Source organism: Hydrogenophaga sp. (assembly GCF_050182545.1).
GTDB lineage: Bacteria > Pseudomonadota > Gammaproteobacteria > Burkholderiales > Burkholderiaceae_C > Hydrogenophaga.
The window spans coordinates 147,245-172,513 of sequence record NZ_JBFXCD010000005.1; the positions used below are offsets into that span (position 1 = coordinate 147,245).

Genomic DNA, 25,269 nt, shown 5'->3' on the forward strand with positions numbered 1-25,269 from the left:
GCGCGGTGGCAGCCGGCCGTTGTGGCCGTGGCCCTTGGGCCTCGTCTTAGAATCGTTTGGCCCCGCCTGCATCCGTGATCCGTGATCGAATGCCCTCCCACCGGCGGGCCACCGACCAGACACCGATGCCCCCCAGCGCCGATTTTCGAGAACTGCTGCTCGCGCGAATCGCCGAGTGCGGCGACCAGCCCGCCTACGTGTTTCTGGGCGACGATCTTGAAGCCACCGATGTTCTGAGTTACGAAGCGCTGGGGCGAGCCGCCGAAGCCATCGCCGCAAAACTGCTGGTGCTCGCGCGCCCCGGCGACCGGGTGCTGCTCGCGTTCAACAACGACCTGGAAGCCCTGCAACTGTTCTGGGGCTGTGTGCTCGCGGGTGTGATTCCCATCCCGGCGCCCGCGCCCGACCTTCAGCACGCACGGGCCAGCGATGCGCGCTTGCGCGGCATCAGCGCGGACGCGGCGGTGGCGCTCGCCCTGACCCACGAACCCCACCTGGAGGCGGGCCGCGCACAGATCCCCGGGGTGCCCTGGCACTCGCTCCAGACCTTGCTGGCGGTGCCCGGTGCGACGGTGCCGGCGCCCGCCATCGATCCGCAGGCAGACGTGGTCTACCTGCAGTACACGTCGGGGTCCACCAGCGCCCCGCGGGGCGTGCGCATCACCCACGCCAACCTGCTGGCGCAATGCCGCGCGCTGGTGAGCAGCCTCGACACGCACGGTGGCAGGGCGCTGGTCTGGCTGCCATGGTTCCACGACTACGGGCTGGTGCACGGGGTGATCGAGCCCATCCACTCCAGCGGCACGGCCTACCTGATGTCGCCCGCGCAGTTCATGTTGCGGCCTCTGAGATGGCTCGAAGCCATCGAAAAGTACCGCGTGACGCACAGTGGCGCTCCCAACTTTGCCTACCTCGCCTGCGTGCAGGCCCTGGCCCGCAAGCCCGGGTGGAGCGCCCGGCTGGACTGCTGGCAACTGGCCACCTGTGGCGCCGAGCCTGTGCGCGCGGCCACACTGAAGGCATTCGCCGCCGCCTTCGCACCATTTGGTTTCAACCCGGATGCGCTGGCGCCGTCCTATGGCCTGGCCGAAGCGGTGCTGGGGGTCACCGTGCGCGACACCCGCATGCCCTTGCAGCAGGTCGCCTTCGATGCGCGAGCCATCGAGCGCCACGAAGTGCGGACGGCGCAGGCGACAACGCCGCGGACCCGGACCCTGGTGGGCTGTGGCCCGGCGCTGCCGGGTTTTCAGCTGCGCATCGTCGACCCCGATACCGCGGTGCCCTGCGCGCCCGGTCGCGTGGGCGAAATCTGGGTGGCCGGGCCGAGCGTGGGCCAGGGCTATTGGGGGCAAGCCGAGGCGTCGGCCGAGCGCTTTGGCGTGGCCCTGGCCGATGGCGGCGCGGATGCGATGCGCTACCTGCGAACCGGCGACCTGGGCTTCCTGCACGGTGGTGAACTCTTCGTCTCGGGTCGCCGCAAGGACATGATCGTGGTGAACGGGCGCAACCTGTACCCGCAAGACCTGGAGCGAACCGCCGAAGCCACCCACGCGAACATCCGTGTCGGCGGCTGCATCGCGTTCCCGGTGGACAAGGGGCACAGGGAAGCGGCGGTCCTGCTGGTGGAATGCGGCCGGTACCTGTCTCCCGACGCTGTGCGCGAACTGATCGACGGCGTTCAGCGGCAGGTGGCCATCGAGCACGAACTTGACCTGCACGACATCGTGCCGTTGCGCGCGGGCTCCCTGCCCCGCACGTCCAGTGGCAAGCCGCAGCGCGCAGCCGCGAAGCGCCTGTATTTGCAAGGGGCGCTGGAGCCGCTGCGACTGGCGGCGCAGGCAGCCGCGCTGGTGCCCGCGCCATCGACGCACGAACCCGACGCTGCCCTGATGGAGACGCTGTGCCAGATGTGGTCCGACGTTCTGGGGCAGGAGGTGGTCGAGCCCGACGCGAACTTCTTCGACCTGGGCGGCGACTCCCTGCTGGCCACGCAGCTGGTGTCGCGCCTGCGAACCCGGCTGGGGGTCGAACTGCCGATCCGGACGTTGTTCGAGCGCCCGACGGTGCGGGGGCTCGCCAGCGCGCTGGCCGGTGCGCCGACGACACCGGCCGACACGCCCACCCGCCAGACGGCGGAGGTGACGGCGCCGCCGGGTCCGCGCCCTCCGGGCACGCGCGTCGCGCTGTCGTTCTCTCAGGAGCGCATGTGGTTCATGCACGAACTCGCGCCCGCGAGCAGTGCCTACAACGTGCCGCTGGCGCTGCGCTTGCACGGCACGGTCGACATCACCGCGCTGCGGAACGCGCTGGCGCAGGTGGTGGAACGGCATGAAATCCTGCGAACCCGTTTTGTGCGGACGGCCGACGGTGTGCAGGGTGAGGTCGTGCCGGCCCCGCGGGTGCCGGTCGAGGAAGTGCGACTGGCCCCCAGCGGAGGGACCGCATCCGAGGCGGTGCTGCATCGCCACCTCGCCGAGGTCACGTCCGTGCCGTTCCAGCTGGACCAGTGCCCGTTGCTGCGCGCCCAGTTGGTCCATGTCGGTGACCAGCAGGCCGTGCTGCTGATCGTGATGCACCACATCGTCAGCGACCAATGGTCCTTCGCCCAGCTGGGCCAGGAACTGGCCGCGCACTACAGCGCCCTGGTGACCGGCGTGCAAGCCACGCTGCCGGCGCTGGCGCTGCAGTACGCCGACTACGCGAACTGGCACCGCAACTGGTTTGAGGGCGAGCGCCGGGCGCAGGAACTGGCCTTCTGGTTGCGCCGCCTGGACGGCCTGGAGCCCCTGTCGCTGAACGAGGATTTCCCGCGGCCCCGCCAGCAAAGTTTCCGGGGTGCCGCGCTGCGCTTTCCCCTGGCGCCGGACGACATTGCCGCGCTGCGCCACCTGGGCGCGGCCCACGGCGCGAGCCTGTCGATGGTGCTGATCGCCGCGCTCAACGTGATGCTGTGCCGGCACACGGGCAGGACCGACATCGCGGTGGGCGTGCCCATCGCGGGCCGCCACCACGTCGCGGCCGAGAACCTCATCGGCACCCTGGTGAACACGCTCGTGTTCCGCACGGACCTGGGCGGCGACCCGGATTTCCGCACCGTGCTCTCGCGCGTGCGCGACGTGTCCCTGGAGGCCTTTGCGCACCAGGACATGCCGTTCGAACTGCTGGTTCGCGAACGGGGCGGGCGGCCCGACGCCAGCCGCCAGCCGCTGTTCAACGTGATGTTCAACCAGGTGAATTCGCCGGTGCGCGATGGCCGTTTCGAGGGCTTGACCTGGTCCCGGCTCGACTTCGACCGGACGTCCACGCAGTTCGATCTGACGGTTGTCGCCGACACGCTGTACGACCATTCCATCGTGTTGGAGTACGCCACCGACCTGTTCGCGCGCGAGACGGTTCAGCGCATGGGGGAGCACCTACTGAACATCCTGCGTGCCGCGGTCCGCGCGCCGCAAACCTGTGTGTCCACATTCCCGCTGCTGGGCGACGACGAGCGGGCCGCGCTGCACGCCTGGTCGCTGGGCCCGGCCGAGCCGCCGGCGGCGCGATCGGTGGTCGAGTGGCTTGCCCACGGCAGCCGGCGTTCCGCGCAGCAGGTCGCGCTGGTGTTTGGCGGCGTGCAACTGACGCACCATGAGCTGGACGAGGCGTCGAACCGCCTGGCCCGCTGGATGCGCCAGCGCGGGATCGCCCGCGGCTCGCGCGTCGGGCTGTGCCTGTCCCGCGGCCATGATCTCGTCATCGCGATGCTGGCCGTCCTGAAAACAGGGGCTGCCTTCCTGCCGCTGGATCCCGGCCACCCCCGCCAGCGACTGCAGTTCCAGATCGACGATGCCGATCTGGCGCTGCTGGTCACGCAGCGTTCGGTGGCGCCGGCGCGCGAGCACCCACCGAGCCTGCTGCTCGACGTTGACCGCCCGTCTGTCGCGGCCATGTCTGCCGATCCACTGGATGCCGATGCCCAGCTCGACCCGGGGCCGGACGACCCCGCCTACCTGATCTACACCTCGGGGTCCACCGGCCAGCCCAAGGGTGTCGCGGTGCCGCACCGGGCCGTGGTCAACTTCCTCGCGAGCATGGCGCGCACGCCGGGCTTCAGCCCGCAAGACCGCCTGCTGGCGGTGACCACGCCCAGCTTCGACATTGCGGTGCTCGAACTGCTGCTGCCGCTGGGCGTGGGTGGCACGGTGGTGGTGGCCAGCGAGGCGCAGGCCACCGACGGTTGCGCGCTGGCCGAGTTGATGGTCCGCGAGCACATCACGGTGCTGCAGGCCACGCCTTCGCGCTGGCACCTGCTGATCGATTCCGGATGGAGTGGAAGGCCGCAGCTCAAGGCCCTGGTGGGCGGCGAGTCCCTGCCCCCCAGCCTGGCTTCGCAGTTGCGGGAGCGCTGTGCCGTGGTCTGGAACATGTACGGCCCCACCGAAACCACGGTGTGGTCCAGCTGCTGGCAGGTGCCTGCCGATGCCGCGCAGGCCATCTCGCTGGGGCGGCCGGTGGCCAACACCTCGATCCAGGTCCTTGACGGGCACGGCCAGCCGTGCCCCATCGGCGTTCCCGGCGAGATCTGCATTGGCGGCGCCGGCGTGGCGCTGGGCTACCACAAGCGCCCGGCGCTGACCGCGGAACGTTTCATCGACCAACCCGACGCCCGAACGCCTGAAAACAGGCGCATCTACCGCACGGGCGACCGGGGACGCTGGCGGCACGATGGATCGCTGGAACATCTTGGCCGGCTGGACGACCAGGTCAAGGTGCGCGGGTTCCGGGTGGAGCTCGGCGAGATCGAGACGAACCTGCTGGGCTACGCGGGTGTTTCGCGCGCGCTCGTGGTGCTTCGGGAAGATCAGCCGGGCCAGCCCATGCTGGTCGCTTACGTGGTGCCCGAGGGGCCCATGCCCTCGCGCGAACACCTGCGCCAGCACCTGCGCCAGTCCGTGCCAGACCACATGGTGCCCGCGCATTTCGTCGAACTGGCTTCCCTGCCCACGTTGCCCAATGGCAAAACGGACCGCCGGGCCTTGCCGGCCCCATCGCGCAACCCGACGGGCTCAGGTGATTCGGGGCAAGCCCCTCGCAACGCGGTCGAAGCGAGCATCTTCACGATCTGGCAAGAGGCCTTGCAGGTCGACCACCTCGGCATTCACGACAACTTTTTCGATCTCGGGGGGCATTCGATGCAGGCCGTGGGCGTGGTCAGCCGCATCGAGGCGGCACTGGAACGCCCCTGCTCGCTGGCCCTTCTTTTCGAGCACCCGACAGTGGCGGATCTGGCCGCCGCCATGGCGCGGCATCGGCCAGCAGGCACGGAACACGCGTCGGTTGCCGTGCTCCAGCCCCATGGCAACGGCCCGGGCCTGTTCCTGCTGGCTGGCGCGGAACAGTATCGCCATCTGGCGCAACAACTGGAACCGCAGATGCCGGTGTATGGCGTGTTCTCGCAAACCGAGATCGACCTGCTGCAGTGGCCGGTGGACGCCGCACCACCCCAGGTGTCCGTCGAGACGCTGGCAGTGGAATACCTCGACCTGATCCGGGGCGTTCAGCCCCACGGCCCCTACTTCCTGGGGGGCTTCTCCATCGGCGGCGCGCTGGCCTACGAGGTCGCCCGGCGCCTGAGGGCGGCCGGCGAGGACATCGGCCTGATCGTCCTGCTCGACACCATGCTGCCGGGGCGCGGCTTCAAGCACCTGTGGGCGGGCGTGCGCAGGCGCCTGCGCCTGCTCCGCCTCCAGGGACTGCGCCACCTGCTGCACATCTACCGCGTCTATCGGGGCCAGTTCGTGGCCCGCCAGGATCCCGGCATGCGGCGAAACGGCGCCTACGCGAAGGCCATGCGCAACTACGAAGCCGCGCCCAGCGACATGCCGGTGCTGTTCCTGCAGGCGGGTGACGACGCTTCCACCGCGCCCGCCTATGGCTGGCGGTCGCTGGTGCCTGGGTTGACGGTGGAACTGGTGCCCGGCAAACACATGGACATCATGGAGCCCCCCAACGTCCATGTGCTCGTGTCCCGCATGCGGGCGCCCGTGGCCGCAGCCAGGGCCGCGCAGGGTCCCGCAGCGAGCCGCGGGGCGGTGGGGCGCGGTTCCCTCAGTGCGCGACGGTGAAGCGCTGGCGCGTGTGCTTCGGCTGCTCGATCTCGTCGACGATGGCCACCGCCAGGTCAGCCACCGAAATTCCGGCCGGGGCCTCGCCCTCGCCCGGCAGCAACTGGTCGCCGCCGACGCGGTAGCGCCCGGTGCGCGCGCCCGGCGCGAGCGCGATCGGCGGTGAGACGAAGCTCCATTCCATTTCGGTTTCGCCGCGCAGGCGCGTGAGCAGGTCGCGCGCGGCCAGCGCGCCCTGTTTCCACTCGGCCGGGAACTCGGGCGTGTCCACCAATTGCACGCCCGGCGCCACCTCCAGGCTGCCCGCGCCGCCCACGGCCAGCACGCGTTTCACGCCGGCCTTCTTCGCGCCCGCGAGGATGGCGTCGTAACCCAGGCCGAACAGACGCTTGATCTCGGCCTCGCCCCAACCCGGGTTGTAGGCGCTCACCAGCGCGTCCTGGCCGGCGAGCGCGGCAGCCACCTGGGTGGCGTCCTGGGCGTCGGCTTTCACCACCTGCAAGCGGTGCTGCGCCGCGAGCTTTTCCGGATGGCGCGCCAGCGCGGTCACGGCGTGGCCGCGCGAGAGCAGTTCGGTGAGCACGGCGCTGCCGACGAATCCGGTGGCGCCAATCAGGGCGATCTTCATGACATGACTCCTGTGAAAAGGAAGGGTTGCAGATGGCATTGAGTGTCATGGCTACATAAAATTGACACTAGATCGCAAAATCAGCTTACTTTGATTAGAAAAACTAACAAATGAACGACGCTGTCGCCTGGACCGACAAGCTCAAGCGCATGGCCCTGTTCGCCGAGATCGTCGACAGCGGCTCCATCAGCGCGGCCGCGCGCCGCGTCGGAAGCACCCCCTCGGCGGTGAGCCAGCAGCTGCGCCTGCTGGAAGAAGCGCTGGGCCTGGTGCTGCTGCACCGCTCCACGCGCCGCATCACGCTGACCGAAGCGGGCGCGCGCTATTACCCGGCCTGCGCGGCCATGGTGGCCCAGGCCCGCAGCGCGGACCAGGCGCTGGAGCGCCTGCGCGACGAGCCCGAGGGCGAGCTGCGCCTGGCCGCGCCGATCGGCTTCGGCGAGCTGCTGGCCACGGCGCTGGAGCCGTTGCGCCGCCACCCGCGCCTGCGCCTGCACCTGCTGCTGGACGACACGCCGATCGACCTGATCGCCGAGCGGGTGGATCTGGCCCTGCGTGTGGGCCGCTTCACCGATTCCTCGCTGGTGGCGCGCCGGCTGGGTGAGCTGCAGCGCCAGCTGTGCGCCGCGCCGCGCTACCTGGCGGAGCACGGCTGGCCCGCCCACCCGAGCGAGCTGGCGAACCACGAATGGCTGGGGCTGCCGCCTCGCAGCAGCGCGCTGGAGACCGTGTGGCTCCAGGGGCCGCAAGGCGGGCAGGAGGCGGTGCGCATCGAGCCGCGCGTGCTGGCTTCGCAAGTGACGGTGCTGCAGTCGCTGGCGGTGGCGGGCTGGGGCCTGTACGTGGGCATGGCCGAGGACGTGCGCGCACCCATGGCGGCGGGCCAGCTTGTGCCGGTGCTGCCCGAGTGGCGGCTGGAGCCGGCGGCGGTGTTCGCCGTCACGCCGCGGCGCGACGAGCAACCGGCCAAGGTGCGGCACGCGCTGCGGGCGCTGCAGGATCACTTCGCGGCACGCCCGGGCTGAGACGGCCGCGCGCAGTCCCGCAGGGGACTGGAACGGGGAGGGCACCGGGGCCAACCCGCTTTCACGGGGCATGGGCTTGCGCTAAGTTGCGCAGCTTCATTCCATCAGGAGACAGACCATGCGCGCCACCCCGACCTCCACCCAACGCCGCCAGTTGCTGGGCGCCGCCGCCGCTGCCGTGGCCGCTCCGGTGCTGCTGCCCGCAAGCGCCTGGGCGCAGGACAAGTTCCCCTCGCGCCCGATCACGCTGATTGCGCCCTGGCCGGCCGGTGGCAGCAGCGACGGTGTGATGCGCGCCATTGCCAAGAGCGCCAGCAACGCACTGGGTGTGCCGGTCATCGTGGAAAACAAGCCCGGCGTGGGTGGCACGCTGGGCGCCAGCGCCATGGTGCAGGCCAAGCCCGACGGCTACACCCTCACGCAGCTGCCGCTGGGCATCTACCGCCTGCCGCACATGCAGCCCATGCCCTTCGACCCGGTGAAGGACCTCACGCACATCGTCTGCCTCACCGGCTACACCTTTGGCATCGCCTGCACCGCCGACGCGCCGTTCAAGACGCTCAAGGAGATGGTGGCCTACGCCAAGGCCAACCCGGGCAAGCTGGAGTACGGCCACACCGGCACGGGGACCACGCCGCACCTGGCGATCGAGGAGTTCAGCGAGAAGGCCGGCATCCAGCTCAACCCGATTCCCTACAAGGGCTCGGCCGAGATCATGCAGGCCATCCTCGGGGGCCACATCCGCATGATGAGTGGCACCACGGAATTTGCGCCGCACGTGTTGAGCGGCAAGCTGCGCCTGCTGGCCACACTGGGCAGCCAGCGCAACAAGGCCTTCCCCGACGTGCCCACCGTGAAGGAGAGCGGCTGGGACACGATCAGCGAATCGCCTTTCGGCATCGGTGGCCCGAAGAACATGGACCCGGCGGTGGTGAAGACCCTGCACGACGCCTTCAAGGCCACGCTGGACGACCCGGAGCTCAAGGCCGCGCTGGACAAGTTCTACCAGCCGACGATCTACATGGGCACGGCCGACTACACGGCCTATGCGGCGCGCACCTTTGCGGCCGAGAAGAAGACCATCGAGCGGCTGGGGCTGGCGAAGAAGGGTTGACCCCCACGCTCCACCGCTGCGCGGGTCGCTGCCCCCCGAGGGGGCTGACCCACCTTGGGGCGGCCCGGCGGTGGCTCGCTGACCCCCACGCGCCGCCGCTGCGCGGCCTCAGCGCCGGGAAACGAGCACGATGCCCACTGCCACGCCCGCCAGCGCCACCACCAGCTGCGGCGTGAGCGGCTCGCCCAGCAGCACCACGCCGAAGACCAGCGCGAACACGGGGGTGAGGAAGGTGAAGGTGGACATCTGCGTGGCCGGGTAGTGGCGCAGCATCCACATCCAGGTCAGGTAGCTGGCAAAGGCGCCCACCACCGTCTGCAGGCCGATGGACGTCCAGGCGCGCGCCGAGTAGTCGAATGCCCAGGCCTCGCCCAGTGCCAGCGAAATCAGGGGCGCCACCGCCGCCGTGACCGCCACCTGGTAGAACAGCGTCTTCTCGGCACTGGCGTGGGCCAGCTTCGTGGAGCGGATGGTCAGCGTGGTCAGGCCCCAGAGCGTGCCCGCGGCCAGCGCCATCGCGTCGCCCAGCCATTGCCCCGCCACCGGCGAGCTGTGCATGAAGCCTTCGCTGAAGGCCAGCGCCACGGCCGCGAACGCGATCACCAGGCCGGCCCACTGGATGCGCCGCAGCGTTTCGCCCGGCACCACGCGCGGCAGCAGCAAGGCCACCACGAAAGGGCTGGTGTAGAGGAACACCGTGAGCCGCGAGGCGCTGGTGTGCATCAGGCCCAGGTAGATGAAGGCGAACTCGCCCGCAAACAGCGAACCCGCCAGCAAGCCGCCCTTGAGCGTGCCGTCGCGCGCGAACAGGGGCACGCCGCGCGCCGCGCACCACAGCCAGATCAGCGCCGCCGCACCCCAGAAACGCAGCGAGGCCTGCCACAGCGGCGGCACCTCGGCCACCGTGTCCTTGATCAGGATCTGCTGGAAGCCCCAGAAGGCACAGCACACCACCAGCAGGGTGATGGCGAGGGAATCGAGGTGCGTCTTGCGCTCGGCCAGTGAAGTCATGCGCGGGATTGTGCGGGCTTCGGCAATGGCCCGTCTGTCGCGGGGGCTCAGCGGTCCGCAGCCGTGCTGGTGCCCCCTGCGAGGTGGCGCAATTGCGCCTTCAGGCGCTGCACGTCCGAGGCGCTCATGCCGGTCAGCACCCGCGCTTCGTGCGCGCGCGCCCGGCGAATCAGCGGTGTCACCTTTTTCTGCCCCAGCGGCGTGATGACGACCAGCGTGCGCCGCTGGTCCGCGGGGTCGTCGCGCAAGGCCACCCAGTCCTGTGCGGCCAGTCGCTGCACCAGCTTGGTCACCGTGGGTTGAAGGCTCAGCACCTCCAGCGCAAGCTGACCGATGGGCATGGGCGGCTGCTGGCTCAGCACCGCGAGCACGCGCCACTCCAGCGAGCCCAGGCCGGCGGCGCGCACGTCGGCGTCGAAGTCCCTGAACAGCGCGTGGTTGGCCTGGCCGAGCAAGTAGCCGAGGTAGTCGTCCACGAACCGCGGGTCGTCCCGGGCGGCAGCGGCGCGGGCGGGCGCACTGGACATCGACGGGGCGCGACGGCTCACAGCGGATGCTCGGCGTAGAACCGCCCGCCGTGAAACAACAACGGCGATGCGTCGGCGCGGTGGCGGCAGCGCTCGACCTCGCCAACGAAGATCACGTGATCCCCCTCGGCGTACTGGCTGCGGTTGAAGCATTCGAAGTGCGCCGCCGCGCCGTCGAGCAGTGGTGCGCCATTGGCTCCAGCGACGAAGTCCACGCCAGACCAGCGGTCGGTGTCGCGCGTGGCAAAGCGCTCCGCGAGCGCTTGCTGGTCGGCCGCGAGCACGTTGATCGCGTAGTGCAGTCCGTTGGAGAACACCGCCATGGAGCCGGCCATGCGGGCCAGGCTCCAGAGCACCAGCGGCGGCGACAGCGAGACCGAGTTGAAGGAATTGGCGGTCAGGCCTACCAGTTCGCCACGGTCGGTGCGCGCGGTCACGATGGTCACGCCCGTGGCGAACATGCCCAGCGAGGCGCGGAAATCATGCGCCGAAAAATCGGGGGGGCGGGCCTGGTGGCCGGCGGGGCGGGCGTTGGACATGGTTGGAATTTATATGAAAATTCATGAATAATGGCAAGGCCGGCGCCAAAAGGCCGATGGCGCGCGACCACACAAGGAGACCCACCCATGCTGCAGGAGCGGACCGAACCCGCCTGGATCGATGCCTTCGAGGCCATGCTGCGCCGTTGTGCCTTGCAGCCCGGCGATACGGTGGCCATTCTCGGTGAAACGCAGAGCCGGCCAGTGTTGCCTGAACTGGCGCATCTTGCGTCAGCGCGCCTGGGCGCGCGCGTGTTTCATATCACGCTGCCTTCGGTGTTCAGCGCGGGCGAACCGGTGTCGCGCTCCACCGGTGCCTGTCCCGCGATCCAGCAGCTCGCGCCGGTGATCGCGGCGCTGGCCGGCTGCACGCTGGTGGTGGACTGCACGGTCGAGGGCCTGATGCACGCGCCCGAGCTGCCGGCCATCCTCAAGGGCAACGGCGCCACACAGCCACGCATTGTCTATGTGAGCAACGAACACCCCGAGGCGCTGGCGCGCCTGCTGCCCGACGACGCGACCGAAGCACGGGTGAAGGCGCATGTGAAACGCGTGCGTGGCGCGAAGTCGATGCGCGTCACCTCTGCCGCCGGCACCGATCTCGACATCTCGCTGCAAGGCGCTGTGGTGGGCGGCAACTGGGGCAGCACGACGCGCCCGGGCACGCTCACTCACTGGCCCGGCGGCCTGGTGCTGGCCTTTCCAGCGGCCGGCAGCGTCAACGGCACGCTGGTGCTGGCCGAGGGCGATGTGAACCTGACCTTCAAGCGCTACATCGACCGCGCGATCACGCTCACCATCGAGAACGACCACGTCACGCGCATCGACGGTGCGGGCGTGGACGCGGACCTGCTGCGCAGTCACTACGCGGCATGGGGAGAACCGGCCGCCTATGCAGTCAGCCACGTGGGCTACGGGCTCAACGAAGCCGCGCGCTGGGACAGCATGGCGCTGTACGACAAGCGCGACTTCAACGGCACCGAGCTGCGCGCGTTCGCCGGCAACTTCCTCTACAGCACCGGCGCCAACGAAGTGGCGGGCCGCCACACGCACGGCCATTTCGACTTTCCCTTGCGCGGCTGCACGGTGCGGCTCGATGGCGAAACCGTGATCGACGCCGGCCGGGTGGTGACGCCATGATCCCCACCTTCACCACACTGGGCGACGGCGCCACCACCGTGCTGATGCTGCACGGCATCGGCGGTGGCCACCTGGCATTCGCGCCGCAGGTGGAAACGCTGGCCGCCGCTGGCTACCGCGCCGTGGCCTGGGACATGCCGGGCTACGGGCACAGCCCACCCATCGAGCCCTACACCTTCAAGGGCCTGGCGCAGAGCTGCATCGACCTCATCGACGCCCTGCAATGCGAACACGTGGTGCTGGTCGGCCACAGCATGGGCGGCATGGTGGCGCAGGAGGTCGTGGCGCGCCGGCCCGAGCGCGTGAGCCGCCTGGTGCTGTGTGGCACCTCGGCCGCGTTCGGCAAGCGCAGCGACGGGCGCGACGCCGAGGCCTGGGCGCGGCAGTTCGTGAGCCAGCGCACCGCGCCACTGGATGCAGGCCAGAGCATGGCCGAGGTGGCCAGCCGGCTGGTGCCGCAGATGGTCGGCCCGGGCTCTCTGCCCGAAGGCCTGAAGCTGGCCGAGCACTGCATGGCCGGCGTGCCCGCCGCCACCTACCGGCGCGCGCTCGATTGCCTGGTGACCTTCGACCGCCAGAGCGACCTCGCCGGCATCGGCGTGCCCACGCTGCTCATCGGGGGCGAGTTCGACCGCGTGGCCGCGCCGGCCGTGATGAAGCAGATGGCCGCCGCCATCCCGCATGCGCGCTACGCCGAGCTGCCCGGCATCGGCCACCTGATGAACCTGGAAGCGCCCGAGGAATTCGATGGCTTGCTGCTCGACTTCCTCGGCGAACCGGCGGCGGACCGCTCCCGAGATGTGCATTGATGGACACCCCCCTGCGCCGCTGTGCGGCTTCCCCCCTCCGTGGCGCGCCTTCGGCGCTTCGAGGTGTGACGGCACCTTGGGCCGGCGAAGCCGGACCCTCGGTGCCACTGGGGTGCGCCTTTCTCTGCGGTGAAACGACGTAACTAAGGAGACTGCTCATGAACATGCCCTTGCCCTCGGGCACAGCGCTGGACTTCACCCCCGCCGTGGGCGACATGCCGTTCACGCCGCTGCAGCGCGAGCTGCTGGCCCGGGCGCATGCGCTGGGCCGCGACCGGTTCGCCGCGCGTGCCGCGCAATGGGACCGCGAAGCCAGCTTCCCGTTCGCCAACTACGAGGACCTGCGCGAGGCCGGTTTCCTCAAGCTGTGCGTGCCGACCGCGCACGGCGGCCTGGGCGCCGACTACGCGACCTACATGATGGTGGCCGCCGAGATCGGGCGCTTCTGCGGCGCCACCGCGCTCACCTGGAACATGCACATCTGTTCAACGATGTGGACCGGTGTGCTGGCCGACGGCATCGCCATGACCGATGCGCAGCGCGCCGAGCACCTGGCGCGGCGAGAACTGCACTTCCAGCGCATCGTCCACGACGGTGCGGTCTATGCGCAGCCTTTCAGCGAGGGCAGTGCTGCCGCGGCAGGCCGCGCACCCTTCGGCACCACGGCGAAGAAGGTCGACGGTGGCTGGCTCGTCAACGGCCGCAAGATCTTCGCCAGCCTCTCGGGCGCGGCCGACTACTACGGCATCCTGTGCACCGAGGACAAGGGCGACGAGCACCCGGACGCGCGCGACACGCTCTACATCAGCGTGCCCGCCACGAGTGAGGGATTCACCATCAGCGGCGACTGGGACCCGCTGGGCATGCGCGGCACCGTCAGCCGCAACCTCGCGTTCAAGGACGTGTTCGTGAGCGACGCCGAGCAGCTCATGCCGCGCGGCATCTACTTCAAGGGCGCGCAGACCTGGCCGGCCATGTTCTTCACGCTCTCGCCCACCTACCTCGGGCTGGCGAACGCGGCGTACGACTTCACCGTGCAGTACCTGCGCGGCGAGGTGCCCGGGGAGCCACCGGTCAAGCGGCGCCAGTACCCGACCAAGCAGATCGCGGTGGCGCAGATGCGCATCCAGCTCGAGAACATGAAGAGCATCTTCGCGCGCGCGATCACGGAGGCGAAGCCGAACCCGACCAAGGACGAGAAGCTGCGCCTCTATGCGGCGCACTACAGCGTGATGGAAGGCGCCAACGACATCGCGCGCCTGGCCATCCGCACCTGCGGCGGCCAGAGCATGATGAAACACCTGCCGCTGGAACGCCTGTACCGCGACAGCCGCTGCGGCGCCCTCATGCTGCCGTGGACGGCCGAGCTGGTGCTCGACCGCATGGGCCGCGAGACGCTGTACGAAGCCGGCGAGCGCGACGAATAGGGAGCGCTCCCCCCGCGCCGCTGCGCGGCTCCCCCCTCTCTGGCGCGCCTTCGGCGCTGGGAGGGGGGCGACACCTTGGGCCGGCGGAGCCGGACCCTTGGTGTCTCTGGACCGAGGTTGCGCCGCGCGGCCGGTTCGCGCGCCAGCCGTTGGGTGGGTGCTTGCCTAGAATGCGCCGATGTACTGCACCCCTCTGTTTCGCCTGGTCCCGCTCTTCGTCCTGTTTCTGACGCTGTTGGCCACGAACGCGATGGCGGTGCAGCCGTTGCGCGGCCCGGCGCACCACCGCACGGTGGCGCCGTTCAACCCTTGCGTGGCGTGGGTGGCGCGACTGCCGAACCTGAAGCGACCGCTGTGCGACGCGGCGGCGCTGCGCATCACGGAGGGCCGCTCGGTTCAGGGGCGCATGCTCTATGCGCGCGATGTCATTGCGCCCGACGCAAAGCTGCGCGTGCTGGTGGTGGGCGCCATGCACGGCGACGAGCTGTCTTCGGCGTCGGTGGCGCTGCACTGGATCCAGCAAGCCATGCAGACGCCGGCCAACGCGCACTGGCGCTTCATTCCCGTGCTCAATCCGGATGGCCTGCTGGCCCGCCCGGCACGGCGCACCAACGCCCGTGGGGTGGACCTCAACCGCAACTTCCCCACGCCCAACTGGGAGCGCGACGCCAAGGCGTACTGGGAGCAGCGCACGCGCAAGGACCCGCGCCGCTGGCCTGGCCGCACGCCGCTGTCCGAACCCGAGTCGCGCTTCCTGCACGAGGAGATGGCGCGCTTCGAGCCGCACCTGATCGTGAGCATCCACGCCCCCTACGGCGTGCTCGACTTCGATGGCCCCGGCGTGCCGCCACCGCAACTCGGGCGCCTGTATCTGGACCAGGTCGGCATCTTCCCCGGCAGCCTGGGCCACTACGGTGGCGTGCACCAGGGCATGCCGGTGGTGACGGTGGAGTTGCCCAACGCCTTTCGCACGCCGCTGGACGCCGAGATGCGCCAGATGTGGCTGGACCTCCAGCGCTGGATGGCTGAGCGCCTGCGACCCTGAGCGATGGTGAAGATGGTGGCGGCCAGGATCAGCCAGCCCACGATGAGCGGCCCGGTGAAAGGGTCAGGCGCGCTGCCGGGTGGGCGCGGATGAGAGAGAGGGCTGGGGTGCCGTGCGCGGCGCCATGCCAATGCCCTGAAAGCGGAAGTTCATGGCGGGTTGCTCGCCGTTCATGAGTTCTGCCAGCGCTTTGCCCGAGCCCGCGCCATGTGTCCAGCCCAGCGTGCCGTGGCCCGCGTTGATCCAGAGCCGGCGCAGCGGCGTGCGGCCGATCAATGGGATGTTGGTCGGGGTGGCCGGGCGCAGGCCGCACCAGAACCTTGGGTCACCGCCTTCCTGCGGCGTGCGCGTGTCGGCGACGCCGGGAAACACCTGCTCGATGCGGCGCACCAGCATTTCGCAGCGCTTGCGCGCCAGCGGGGTGTCCAGGGACAGGTCGAAGCCGCCGAGTTCGATGGTGCCCGCCACGCGCAACTGGTCGCCCAGGCGCGAGATGGCGCACTTCATCTGGTCATCGATCATGCTCACCGATGGCGCCCGATCGGGCTGCAACAGCGGCAGCGTGGCGCTGTAGCCCTTGCCAGGGTAGATCGGCACCTGCACCCCGACCGACTTCAGCAGCGGCGTGGTGTAGGAGCCGCAGGCCACGACGAAGGCATCGGCCTTGAGTGTGCTGGTGCGGCCGGTGTCGCGGTGGCGCACACGCACTTCTCGCACCTCGTCGCCGTCCCGTACAAGGCGTTCGATGTCGTGACCGAACAGCAGTTGCGCACCGCGCTGCGCGCACAGGGCCGCCAGCTTCTGCGTGAACACGCGCGCGTCTCCTGATTCGTCGGTTTGGGTGTAAGTGCCGCCGACGATGCGGTCGGCGAAGGCGCCCAGGGCGGGCTCGATCGTCAGCAGCTCCTCGCGCGAGACCACGCTGCGCTGGACGCCGAAACGCCGCATGACGGCGGCCGCGTTGGCCGCGCCATCGAAGGACTTCTGGTCGGTGTAGTAGTGCGCGATGCCACGTTCGAGGCGGTTGTAGGCAATGCCGGTCTCGGCCACCATCTCTTTCAGAGTCGCGTGGCTGTAGGCGCCGAGCGCCACCAGTTGCGCCACATTCCGCACGAAGGCCGCGTCGTTGCATTGCCCCAGGAACTGCAGGCCCCAGCGCCACTGGGCCCAGTCCAGCTGCGGGCGGAACAGCAAGGGAGACTCGTCGGAGAACATCCACTTCAGGGTCTTGAGGGGCGCATCCCTGTTGGCCCAGGGTTCGCAATAGCTCACGGAGATCTGCGCCGCGTTGGCGAAGCTGGTCTCCAGTGCGGCATCCGGCTGCCGGTCGACCAGCGTGACCTCGTGCCCGCGCTGCAGCAGCTGCCACGCCGTGCTGACTCCGATGATGCCCGCGCCTAAAACCGTGACTTGCATGACCCGCTCCAGAAAATGGGGTGTGTGGATGCGCCGCAGTATGGAAAAAGTCGTGACTTTAGTGAAGTGAGATTAAACTGAATTCTAATTCATCAGCTTTGCTTATGCGATGTCGCAGGCCATCCTGCTGTGTTTTCACTGGAGGTTTCCCATGAGCACCTTTGATCCCGATGCCCTGGAATGTCTGGCCGCCATCATCGAGGAGGGCGGGTTCGAGCGCGCCGCGCAGCGCCTGTCCATCACGCAGTCGGCGGTGTCACAGCGTCTGCGCGCGCTGGAGGCGCAGGTGGGCACCGTGCTGATCGTGCGCAGCCGCCCGCTCAAGCCCACCGCTGCGGGCCAGCTCATGCTCAAGCACGCAAAGATGATGCGCTTGCTGCGCGCCGATCTGGAAAAGGACCTCAAGGAACTTGCGCCCAGTTCCACCGGCCACGGCCGGGACGAAGAGCGCATCTCGGTGGCGATCAATGCCGACAGCATTGCCACCTGGGCGTTGCCCGCGCTGGACGCGCTGGCGCGGGGCGGTTTGCCGATCGAGATCATCACCGACGACCAGGAGTTCACCCACGAGTGGTTGCGCGAGGGTCAGGTGCTGGGATGCGTGACCTCGCTGGGCCAGGCCTTGCGCGGCTGCAAGATGGAAGCGCTGGGCACCATGGACTACGTGGTGGTGGCGCAGGCGGCCTATGCCGCCGAGCGTCTCCCCAAGGGCATGAATGCCCACAACTTCCACACGGTCCCGTTCGTGGCCTTCAACCGCAAGGACAACCTGCAGCACGGCTTCGTGGCCCGGGCGTTCGGCCTGCAGCGTGTGTTGCTCAAGCAACTGTTCGTGCCGTCCAGCGAAGGACAGGTGCGCGCGGTGCTCGCGGGCTGGGGCGTGAGCGTGGTGCCGGAGTTGCGCGTGCGCGAACTGCTTGCCAGCGGCGAGCTGGTCAACCTCGCGCCACGCCACCGTCTGGGCGTGGCCTTGCACTGGCACTGCTGGAACCTCAGCTCCGAAGTGCTGGACGCGCTGAGCACCGCCTTGCGCACGGCGGCGGCGCACAACCTGCTGCCTGTGGGGAAAGCCAGCGCCTGACAACCAAAAAAAAGCCCCGCCTGGGCGGGGCTTGTGCTCGGAGCCACAGTCTTACTTGGGCATGATCACCGTGTCGATCACGTGAATCACGCCATTGTCGGCGGCGATGTCGGTCTTGACCACGTTGGCCGCATCCACCTTCACGCCGCCGGCGGTGGAGAGGGTGACCATGCTGCCCTGCACCGTCTTGACCATGCCGGGCTTCACGTCCTTGGCCATCACCTTGCCAGGCACCACGTGGTAGGTCAGCACCTTGGTCAGGGCGGCCTTGTCCTTGAGGAGCGCGTCCAGCGTGGCCTTGGGTACCTTGGCGAAGGCCTCGTCGGTCGGTGCGAACACGGTGAACGGGCCCGGGCCCTTGAGTGTGTCGACCAGTCCGGCAGCCTGCACGGCGGTCACAAGGGTCTTGAACGAGCCAGCGGCGACAGCCGTGTCCACGATATCGGCGGCGTGGGCAGAACTCAGTGCGCCCAGGGCGAGGAGCGAAGCGATCAGGGTCTTTTTCATGGCGATTCCTTCGGTCTGAAGTTGGGAAGAGAGGGAGCGGAGAGAGGACACGTCAGGTGCGTGCGGATTGGATGTTAGACGAAATAGTCTTTTTGTAGACTGATTAGTATGTAACAATACTTGTCAGTGGGGATATCGACGGAGTCGTCGATATCGGGCAGAATGCGAGCGCTGTCAAAAGGTCTCTCCATGGTCAACGCCGCCCTCAAACCGCCCTCCGAAGCTCCTGCGAAACTGAGTTTTCGCGCCCAGATGCACCTCGCGCGCGAAGACGCGATCGTCACGGCCGTCAACCGCCTGCTGGCCGAAAAAGGTTTCGAGGCCATGACGGTGGATGAGGTGGCGGCCGAGGTCGGCATTGCCAAGGCCAGCCTCTACAAGCACTTTCCGAGCAAGGAAGATCTGGCTGCGGCGGCCATGGTGCGCGTGATGGACCGCGCGCGCGCCTTCCTGGACAAGCTCGCGGGCGAGGCGCCTGCGGGCGCCCGACCGCTGGATCAGCTCAGGTCGGTGGCTCGCTGGACCATGGAGGTGCAGCTCGCGGGCGAGATGCCCTCGCTGCCCAGCGAAAACTCCAGCCTGCGTGCGGCGTTGACCACCAACAAGGCCTATGTGGACGGGCTGATGGACGTGAGTGAACGCCTGGGCGCCTGGATCACCGCGGCCCAGGCCGATGGCAGCCTTGATCCGGCTTTGCCGCCCATTGCCGTGCTGTACACGCTGTACGCGCGCGCCTGTGACCCCGTGCTCGGGTTCCTCAAAGGCAGTGGTCAGTACGACGATGCGCAGATCATCGACATGGTGCTCAGCACCTGTTTTGACGGCTTGCGCGCGCGCTGAACAACGGGCGCCGCGCAGCAAAAAGGGCCGCTTGCCGCGGCCCTTTTTCGTGAAGGCGAAACGGATTCAGCGCACCAGCATCACCGGCACGCCGCAGTGCGCCAGCACCTGGGTGGCGACCGAGCCCATGACCAGATTCGCCAGGGCTCCATGCCCGTGCGAACCCATCATCACCAGGTCGAACCGGCCGCTGTCAGCGGCTTTGGCGATCAGCTCGCCCGCGGATCCCACTTTGTGGATGACCTTCGGGTCGATGTCGTGGCGCTTGAGGAACTTGACCACGGGCGCCGTGACCTTGTCCGATTCCTCGGCGTAGTACTCGTCGGCGATCTTGGCGCCCAGTGCGGCCCGGGCGCGCGGCGGCAGCGGGTCCTGCACCGTGATGAGCGTGAAGCTGTTGTTGGGCGCGAACATCTCGCCGTGCGTGGCCACGTAAGCCAGCATCTTCTTGGTGTACTTGCTGCCGTCGACAGCCAGCAAAATCTTCATGAGCGCTCTCCTTCGGGGTGGGTTCGGTCTCCAGTGTATGTCCTGGCGCCGCGTGCCGCTTGCGCTGGATCAAGGGGTTCGGCAGTCTCTCCTCGCTCCGGAACATGGATCAACTGCTGTGGCAGGAAGGCGCCCTGCTCGTTTTTGTCGGCGTAGCCCAGCGGATTGGCGACGATGCGGCAGCGCCCCACCTGCACGTCCGTCGGGCAATGCAGATGTCCGTGCAGCCAGAGATCGGCCATCGGCAACCAGTCGTCGAGGGCGTTGCAGAAGCCGGCGGTGCCCGGGCTTGGGCCGTAGCGCGGATCCATGCTGTGCAAGGTCGGCGCGAAATGCGTGACCACCACCGTGGTGCCCTCGAACGTTTCACTCAATGCCGCATGCAGCCAATGCTGACATTCGACGCCCAGTGAACGCATGGCCTCGGCGTCGAACAGTTGGCCACCTCGCTCACTGGCCATTTTCACCAGGTAGTGGTTGGCTGCACGATAGGCCTTCTCGCGGTGCCCGAGCGCGTCGTAGTCGCTCCACAAGGTCGTGCCGACGAAGCGCACCCCTTGCAGCACGCGCGTCTCGCGCTCCAGCCAGAGCAGGCCGAGGCGGTCGCAGGTTTCGCGCAGCCGCTGGTGAGCCTCGTCCACGTCGAGCGCGTCGTACTCGTGGTTGCCTGGCACGAACAGCACCGGCACGGGCCAGTTGGCGAATCGCTGCAGGCCCCAGTCGGCTTCGTCCATCACACTGCCGTCGCGTCGCAACTGGTAAGAGCCCACGTCCCCCGCCAGCACGAGCAGGTCGGCGCCGGGTGCGGGGGTCGGAACGAAGTCCGGGTTGTTTTCAAGGTGCAGGTCGCTGAGCAGCTGGAGTTTCATGCGCGCATTGTCGGCCAGGGGCATCAGGCCCGCACTTTGCGGGGACGGGCCTGCCGGGGCGGGGCGGTGGTGGCCGCGCCCGGACGAAAGCCGATCGCGGAGGCACGCGCCACGGCCTCGCGCAGCCAGCGGTGCGCGGTGTTGTGGGCGGCCTGGCGGTGCCACAGCGAGTCCACATGCACGGCGGGTACCTGCAGGGGCAATTCGCACAGGGCGAGTTCGTGCTCCATGCCGGTGGCGCCGAGAAAGTGGCGAGGCAGCACCGTGAGCAGGTCGGTGGTGGCGACCACGCGGCCGGCAGTGAAGAACTGGTTGACCGTCAGCACAACGCGGCGCTGGCGCGAGAGCGCGGCGAGCGCCTCGTCCACGAAACCGAAGGGGCGCCCCGAGAAACTCACCAGCAAGTGGCGTGCTTCACAGTACGCGTCCAGATCGAGAGCCTGGCCTGCCAGTGGGTGGCCTCGCCGCATGACGACCACGTATTCGCCGTCGTACAGCCGCTGATGATGAAAGTGCGGGCTCTGCTCCTGCAGGTGCAAAGCGCCCAGCTCGGCCAGCACGCCAGGGAAGTGCCCGATAGCGAGGTCAACCGTGCCGCTCTCGAGCAGACCGCGCGGATCGCGCGTTGTCAGTGGCAGCACTCGGAGATTGGCGCCTGGGGCTTCGCTCTCGAAGATGTCGATCAGCCCCGGGATCAGCTTGGCGGCCGTGGCATCGGCCATGGCCAGCACGAAGGCGTTGTGCGCGCTGGCCGGATCGAAGGCGCCGGGTGTCAGCGATTCGCGCAGCATGCGCAGGGCATCGCGCACCGTGGGCCAGAGCGCCAGCGCCGCTGGCGTGGGCTCCACGCCATAGCCGGCGCGGCGCACCAACTCGTCACCGAGGACCTCGCGCAAGCGCCGCAGCGCGTTGCTCACCGCCGGTTGCGTCATGGACAGGTTGTGGGCCGCGCGCGTGAGATTGCGCTCGGTCATGACCTCGTCAAAGACGCGCAGGAGGTTCAGGTCCAGGGTGCGGAAGTTGGGTGCATTTATCATTTTCGTGAATGTAATTCATCACAAAGATAAAGTGGCAGGATATCAGTACTTACCCTAGTATTGCGGTGTCCAAAAGACATTCATCTCTTTCAGGAGTTCGCCATGAGCACGTTTGCATCCCTTCCTTCTGCCCCGCTGGGCTTGCGCCCGGCATCCGCCCCCGCGCACAAGGGGATCGACGGCGTCCGCCGCCGTGCCGACAATGCGCGTGGTCTGACCGCCATGCTGCTGGCGGCCGTGGTCGCTGCCCTCGTGGTGGTCGCCGACCGCCTGATCAGCACCTGGGCTGATGGCCACTTGTTCCTGGCCTGGGTGTTCCTGTGGGTCGTGATATTCGCCGGCATGGCGCTGTTCGCCGACACCGCGCGCACCTTGGCCCGACGCGCCGTGGTGGCGCTGGACGGCTGGTCTCAGGCGCTGGCGGAAGCACGTGCCGAGATGCGGCTGTGGGAAATGGCCCGCATGGACCACCGTCTGATGGATGAGCTGATGCAGGCCCGTGCGCGCGCAGCAGAGCCGGTGGTCGAAGAGCCGGCTGCACAGTCGTTCACCGAAGCGCTGGCCCCGCTGGGTCTGCCCGAAGCACCCAAGGCTGTGGCATCCCAGGCTGGCTACTGGGAGCGTCTGGGTACGGCCCGCGCGCGCAACCGCCTGATGTACTACATCTGACGTGACCCCAGGCGCCAGCCAGGCGTCCACAAAAAAGCCACCGGGTCCGGTGGCTTTTTTTTGCCCAAACGGATGGGCTCGGGGTGTGGCGGCGGCCCGCAGAGCGTGCGGAACGCCGAGATCTTCGGGCGCTGACAGTGTCAGGCGGCGAGGCGTTTCTCGATCTGCGCCTTGGTCTCCTCAAGCTCCCGGGGCAAGTGGTACGCGAGCTGGCTGAACAGCTCGGCGTGCAGTTCGAGCTCTTTGGCCCATGCCGCCTTGTCGATGTGTGTCACGGTGCGGTATTGCTCGGCCGAGAAGTTCAGCCCGTCCCAGTGAATGTCTTCAAAGCGAGGGCTCACACCGAATGCGTGCTCGGTGCCCTGACCCTGGCCTTCGAGGCGGTCGATCATCCACTTGAGGACGCGCATGTTCTCGCCGAAGCCGGGCCAGACGAACTTGCCGGCCTCGTCCTTGCGGAACCAGTTGACGCAGAAGATGCCGGGCAGCTTCGCACCCTGGCTGGCGAGCTTGGCGCCAAGGTCAAGCCAGTGCTGGAAGTAGTCGCTCATGTTGTAGCCAGTGAACGGCAGCATGGCGAACGGGTCGCGACGCACCACGCCCTGTGCACCGAAGGCGGCAGCGGTGGTCTCGGAGCCCATGGTGGCGGCCATGTAAACGCCTTCGGTCCAGTTGCGTGCCTCGGTCACCAGGGGCACGGTGGTGGAACGGCGGCCGCCGAAGATGAAGGCATCGATAGGCACGCCCGCGGGGTCATCCCAGGCTGCGTCGAGGGCGGGATTGTTGACCGCGGCCACCGTAAAGCGTGCATTGGGGTGCGCAGCCTTGGCGCCGGTGTCTTTCGCGATCTGCGGTGTCCAGTCCTTGCCCTGCCAGTCGATGGCGTGTGCCGGGGCCTCGCCCATGCCTTCCCACCACACGTCGCCGTCGTCGGTGAGCGCGACGTTGGTGAAGATCACGTCGCGGTTCAGGCTGGCCATGCAGTTCGGATTGGTGGCGGTGTTGGTACCGGGCGCCACGCCAAAGTAGCCCGCTTCCGGGTTGATCGCGTACAGGCGGCCATCCTTGCCGGGCTTGATCCAGGCAATGTCGTCGCCGATGGTGGTGACCTTCCAGCCCTCGAAGCCCTTGGGCGGGATCAGCATGGCGAAATTGGTCTTGCCGCAGGCGCTGGGGAAGGCCGCGGCCACGTGGTACTTCTTGCCGTGGGGGCTGGTCACGCCCAGGATCAGCATGTGCTCGGCCAGCCAGCCTTGCTGCTTGCCCATGGTGGAGGCGATGCGCAGCGCAAAACACTTCTTGCCCAGCAGCGCATTGCCGCCATAACCCGAACCGTAGCTCCAGATTTCGCGGGTTTCGGGGTAGTGGACGATGTACTTGGTGGTGGGGTTGCAAGGCCAACCAGTCTGGTCGGTCTCGCCCGCGGCCAGCGGTGCGCCCACGGTGTGGACGCAGGGCACGAAGTCGCCGTCGGTGCCCAGAACATCGAACACGGCCTTGCCCATGCGGGTCATGAGCTTCATGTTGACAGCCACGTAGGCGCTGTCAGACAACTCGATGCCGATGTGGGCAATCGGGCTGCCGAGCGGACCCATGCTGAAAGGCACCACGTACATGGTGCGGCCGCGCATGCAGCCGTCAAACAGCGGCTGCAGCGTGGCGCGCATCTCGGCCGGGGCTTTCCAGTTGTTGGTCGGGCCGGCGTCTTCCTGCTTCTCCGAACAGATGAAGGTGCGGTCTTCCACGCGCGCCACGTCCGACGGGTCGGAGCACGCCAGAAAGCTGTTCGGGCGTTTCACCGGATCCAGTTTCTTCAGTGTGCCGGCGTCCACCAGTTGCTGACACAGACGCTGGTACTCGGCATCGCTGCCACCGCACCAGACGATGCGCTCGGGCTTGCACAAGGCGGCCATGTCGGCCACCCAGGCAATGAGCCTGGCGTGCTTTACGTAGGAGGGGGTGTCGAGGGCCAGGCCCTGCATCACGGGTGAGTTCATGGAGTGGCTCCAGAAGTTTGTAAAGCGGCGCACCTCAGAGACACCGACAGCCGCAAGCGTCGGAGCATGACGCGGCGGCTGTCCAAGGGGTCCCTTTGGGAAGAAGGGCGGTCGGCGCGGGGCTGCGGTGCGGGTGGCGGGGCAGCGGTATCGGTTCCGGGTCTGTGGTCCGGGCCTGATCGGCGGGTCGGCCTATGGGGCAATTTTATGAAAGTGCCCGGCGGGTTACCTGCCAGTTACATGCAAAACCCGCATAACGTGATGCATTCGACGCTTGGCTCACCGAAGGGAGGTGGCCTCGACACCAAAAGAAAAAAGCCGAAGGCCCGGAGGCATTCGGCTATTCGGGAGGCGCGGGAACCTCAGGCCATGAAAACGGCGATGAAGGCCAGCAGGAACATCAGCACGCCGCCTGCGACCGGCAGCACAACGGGCATATAGGGAACGATGGACTCCACCAGATCCTGGGGCTGGTCGCTGGGGGTGTCGTGGCCGTGGTGGGACATGGTTACTCCGTCAAGGGGTTCAGAACTTGGTGCATTTTAGATGATGCGGCGCGTCACAGCAGGGCGTAGGTCGTGCTGGCACGGCACACGCTGCGGCCGTCACTGGCGCCGCAGATGTCGATCTCGCCAAACACCAGGCTCTTGCCCGCACGGATCACGCGCGCCGTGATGCGGGCGTCCTGTCCCGAGAGCGGTTTGAGGAAACTGGTGTTGAGCTGCACCGTGGTCATGGGGCGCTGGCTGCCGAGCTGGGTGACGATGGCCAGCACCATGGCGGTGTCGGCGGCCGACATCATGGCCTGGCCGCACAACATGCCGCCCACGCGGGAGAGCTGATCGCTCAGGGGCAGGCGCAGCGTCACCTCGCCGTCACCGAAGGACTCGACCTGCAGGCCCATGGCCTGGATCCAGGGGGCAAACCACTCGGAGAGCAGGCCCTGGAGCCGATCAATGGCGATGGGGGCGTCGGGGTTCTGGGTCATGCAA

Annotated in this window: 22 protein-coding genes; 10 read left to right on the top strand and 12 right to left on the bottom strand. The window is 68.2% G+C overall.

Features of this window, described 5'->3' with window-relative positions; all coding sequences use genetic code 11:
• Positions 1–89: 89 nt before the first annotated feature.
• Positions 90–6,107 carry an amino acid adenylation domain-containing protein gene (locus AB7P10_RS07585; RefSeq protein ID WP_428293230.1) on the top strand — a complete coding sequence of 2,006 codons (6,018 nt, stop codon included), beginning with the start codon at positions 90–92 and terminating at the stop codon, positions 6,105–6,107.
• Here AB7P10_RS07585 and AB7P10_RS07590 read toward each other — a convergent pair.
• The gene (locus AB7P10_RS07590) at positions 6,091–6,735 is read right to left on the bottom strand and encodes an NAD(P)-dependent oxidoreductase (protein ID WP_428293231.1); all 645 of its coding nucleotides are present in this window, start codon (positions 6,733–6,735) and stop codon (positions 6,091–6,093) included. The two genes, AB7P10_RS07585 and AB7P10_RS07590, sit on opposite strands and share 17 nt — an antisense overlap.
• Positions 6,736–6,845: 110 nt before the next feature.
• Here AB7P10_RS07590 and AB7P10_RS07595 point away from each other — a divergent pair, with 110 nt between their 5' ends.
• Entirely contained in the window at positions 6,846–7,760 is a 915-nt protein-coding gene (locus AB7P10_RS07595) for a LysR substrate-binding domain-containing protein (RefSeq protein WP_428293232.1), read from the top strand.
• 118 nt (positions 7,761–7,878) lie between these two features.
• On the top strand, positions 7,879–8,874 hold the full coding sequence (locus AB7P10_RS07600) for a tripartite tricarboxylate transporter substrate binding protein (protein WP_428293233.1): 996 nt from the start codon (positions 7,879–7,881) through the stop codon (positions 8,872–8,874).
• Positions 8,875–8,982: 108 nt separating this feature from the next.
• On the opposite strand, the gene AB7P10_RS07605 is transcribed toward AB7P10_RS07600, so the two are convergent.
• From AB7P10_RS07605 to AB7P10_RS07615, 3 genes are read right to left on the bottom strand one after another with little or no spacing between them, the layout of a single operon-like run.
• A complete protein-coding gene (locus AB7P10_RS07605) occupies positions 8,983–9,876 on the bottom strand; it encodes a DMT family transporter (RefSeq protein WP_428293338.1) in 894 nt (297 codons plus the stop codon).
• Positions 9,877–9,932: 56 nt separating this feature from the next.
• On the bottom strand, positions 9,933–10,433 hold the full coding sequence (locus AB7P10_RS07610) for a MarR family winged helix-turn-helix transcriptional regulator (protein WP_428293234.1): 501 nt from the start codon (positions 10,431–10,433) through the stop codon (positions 9,933–9,935).
• Positions 10,430–10,951, bottom strand: coding sequence for a flavin reductase family protein (locus AB7P10_RS07615; RefSeq protein WP_428293235.1), 522 nt, complete (start codon positions 10,949–10,951; stop codon positions 10,430–10,432). The genes AB7P10_RS07610 and AB7P10_RS07615 overlap by 4 nt, the downstream gene beginning before the upstream one ends.
• 87 nt (positions 10,952–11,038) lie before the next feature.
• On the opposite strand from AB7P10_RS07615, the gene AB7P10_RS07620 reads away from it, so the two are divergent.
• From AB7P10_RS07620 to AB7P10_RS07635, 4 genes are all read left to right on the top strand, one after another.
• The gene (locus tag AB7P10_RS07620) at positions 11,039–12,091 is read left to right on the top strand and encodes a peptidase M29 (protein WP_428293236.1); all 1,053 of its coding nucleotides are present in this window, start codon (positions 11,039–11,041) and stop codon (positions 12,089–12,091) included.
• Positions 12,088–12,900, top strand: coding sequence for an alpha/beta fold hydrolase (locus AB7P10_RS07625; protein WP_428293237.1), 813 nt, complete (start codon positions 12,088–12,090; stop codon positions 12,898–12,900). The genes AB7P10_RS07620 and AB7P10_RS07625 overlap by 4 nt, the downstream gene beginning before the upstream one ends.
• Before the next feature lie 170 nt (positions 12,901–13,070).
• On the top strand, positions 13,071–14,327 hold the full coding sequence (locus AB7P10_RS07630; RefSeq protein WP_428293339.1) for an acyl-CoA dehydrogenase family protein: 1,257 nt from the start codon (positions 13,071–13,073) through the stop codon (positions 14,325–14,327).
• Positions 14,328–14,505: 178 nt separating this feature from the next.
• Entirely contained in the window at positions 14,506–15,372 is an 867-nt protein-coding gene (locus AB7P10_RS07635) for a M14 family zinc carboxypeptidase (protein ID WP_428293238.1), read from the top strand.
• 63 nt (positions 15,373–15,435) lie between these two features.
• Here AB7P10_RS07635 and AB7P10_RS07640 read toward each other — a convergent pair whose 3' ends face one another.
• Positions 15,436–16,788, bottom strand: a complete 1,353-nt coding sequence (locus AB7P10_RS07640; RefSeq protein WP_428293239.1) for a D-amino acid dehydrogenase — start codon at positions 16,786–16,788, stop codon at positions 15,436–15,438.
• A gap of 151 nt (positions 16,789–16,939) precedes the next feature.
• Between AB7P10_RS07640 and AB7P10_RS07645 the strand changes: the two genes are divergently transcribed.
• Entirely contained in the window at positions 16,940–17,869 is a 930-nt protein-coding gene (locus tag AB7P10_RS07645; RefSeq protein ID WP_428293240.1) for a LysR family transcriptional regulator ArgP, read from the top strand.
• Positions 17,870–17,920: 51 nt separating this feature from the next.
• Here the strand turns inward: AB7P10_RS07645 and AB7P10_RS07650 are convergent, their stop codons facing one another.
• Positions 17,921–18,376, bottom strand: a complete 456-nt coding sequence (locus AB7P10_RS07650) for a fasciclin domain-containing protein (protein ID WP_428293241.1) — start codon at positions 18,374–18,376, stop codon at positions 17,921–17,923.
• Between the two features lie 189 nt (positions 18,377–18,565).
• Between AB7P10_RS07650 and AB7P10_RS07655 the strand changes: the two genes are divergently transcribed.
• Positions 18,566–19,216 carry a TetR/AcrR family transcriptional regulator gene (locus AB7P10_RS07655; protein WP_428293242.1) on the top strand — a complete coding sequence of 217 codons (651 nt, stop codon included), beginning with the start codon at positions 18,566–18,568 and terminating at the stop codon, positions 19,214–19,216.
• Positions 19,217–19,282: 66 nt separating this feature from the next.
• Here the strand turns inward: AB7P10_RS07655 and AB7P10_RS07660 are convergent, their stop codons facing one another.
• From AB7P10_RS07660 to AB7P10_RS07670, 3 genes are read right to left on the bottom strand one after another with little or no spacing between them, the layout of a single operon-like run.
• The gene (locus AB7P10_RS07660) at positions 19,283–19,705 is read right to left on the bottom strand and encodes a universal stress protein (protein ID WP_428293243.1); all 423 of its coding nucleotides are present in this window, start codon (positions 19,703–19,705) and stop codon (positions 19,283–19,285) included.
• Positions 19,702–20,574 carry a metallophosphoesterase gene (locus AB7P10_RS07665; protein WP_428293244.1) on the bottom strand — a complete coding sequence of 291 codons (873 nt, stop codon included), beginning with the start codon at positions 20,572–20,574 and terminating at the stop codon, positions 19,702–19,704. The genes AB7P10_RS07660 and AB7P10_RS07665 overlap by 4 nt, the downstream gene beginning before the upstream one ends.
• A gap of 23 nt (positions 20,575–20,597) precedes the next feature.
• A complete protein-coding gene (locus tag AB7P10_RS07670) occupies positions 20,598–21,611 on the bottom strand; it encodes a LysR family transcriptional regulator (RefSeq protein WP_428293245.1) in 1,014 nt (337 codons plus the stop codon).
• Between the two features lie 102 nt (positions 21,612–21,713).
• Between AB7P10_RS07670 and AB7P10_RS07675 the strand changes: the two genes are divergently transcribed.
• A complete protein-coding gene (locus AB7P10_RS07675; RefSeq protein WP_428293246.1) occupies positions 21,714–22,280 on the top strand; it encodes a hypothetical protein in 567 nt (188 codons plus the stop codon).
• A gap of 140 nt (positions 22,281–22,420) precedes the next feature.
• Here AB7P10_RS07675 and AB7P10_RS07680 read toward each other — a convergent pair whose 3' ends face one another.
• The 3 genes from AB7P10_RS07680 to AB7P10_RS07690 form a co-directional block, all read right to left on the bottom strand.
• Positions 22,421–24,277, bottom strand: coding sequence for a phosphoenolpyruvate carboxykinase (GTP) (locus AB7P10_RS07680; protein ID WP_428293247.1), 1,857 nt, complete (start codon positions 24,275–24,277; stop codon positions 22,421–22,423).
• Between the two features lie 362 nt (positions 24,278–24,639).
• On the bottom strand, positions 24,640–24,783 hold the full coding sequence (locus tag AB7P10_RS07685; protein WP_428293248.1) for a hypothetical protein: 144 nt from the start codon (positions 24,781–24,783) through the stop codon (positions 24,640–24,642).
• A 53-nt stretch (positions 24,784–24,836) separates the two neighbouring features.
• Positions 24,837–25,265, bottom strand: a complete 429-nt coding sequence (locus AB7P10_RS07690) for a PaaI family thioesterase (RefSeq protein WP_428293249.1) — start codon at positions 25,263–25,265, stop codon at positions 24,837–24,839.
• Between the last annotated feature and the right edge of the window lie 4 nt (positions 25,266–25,269).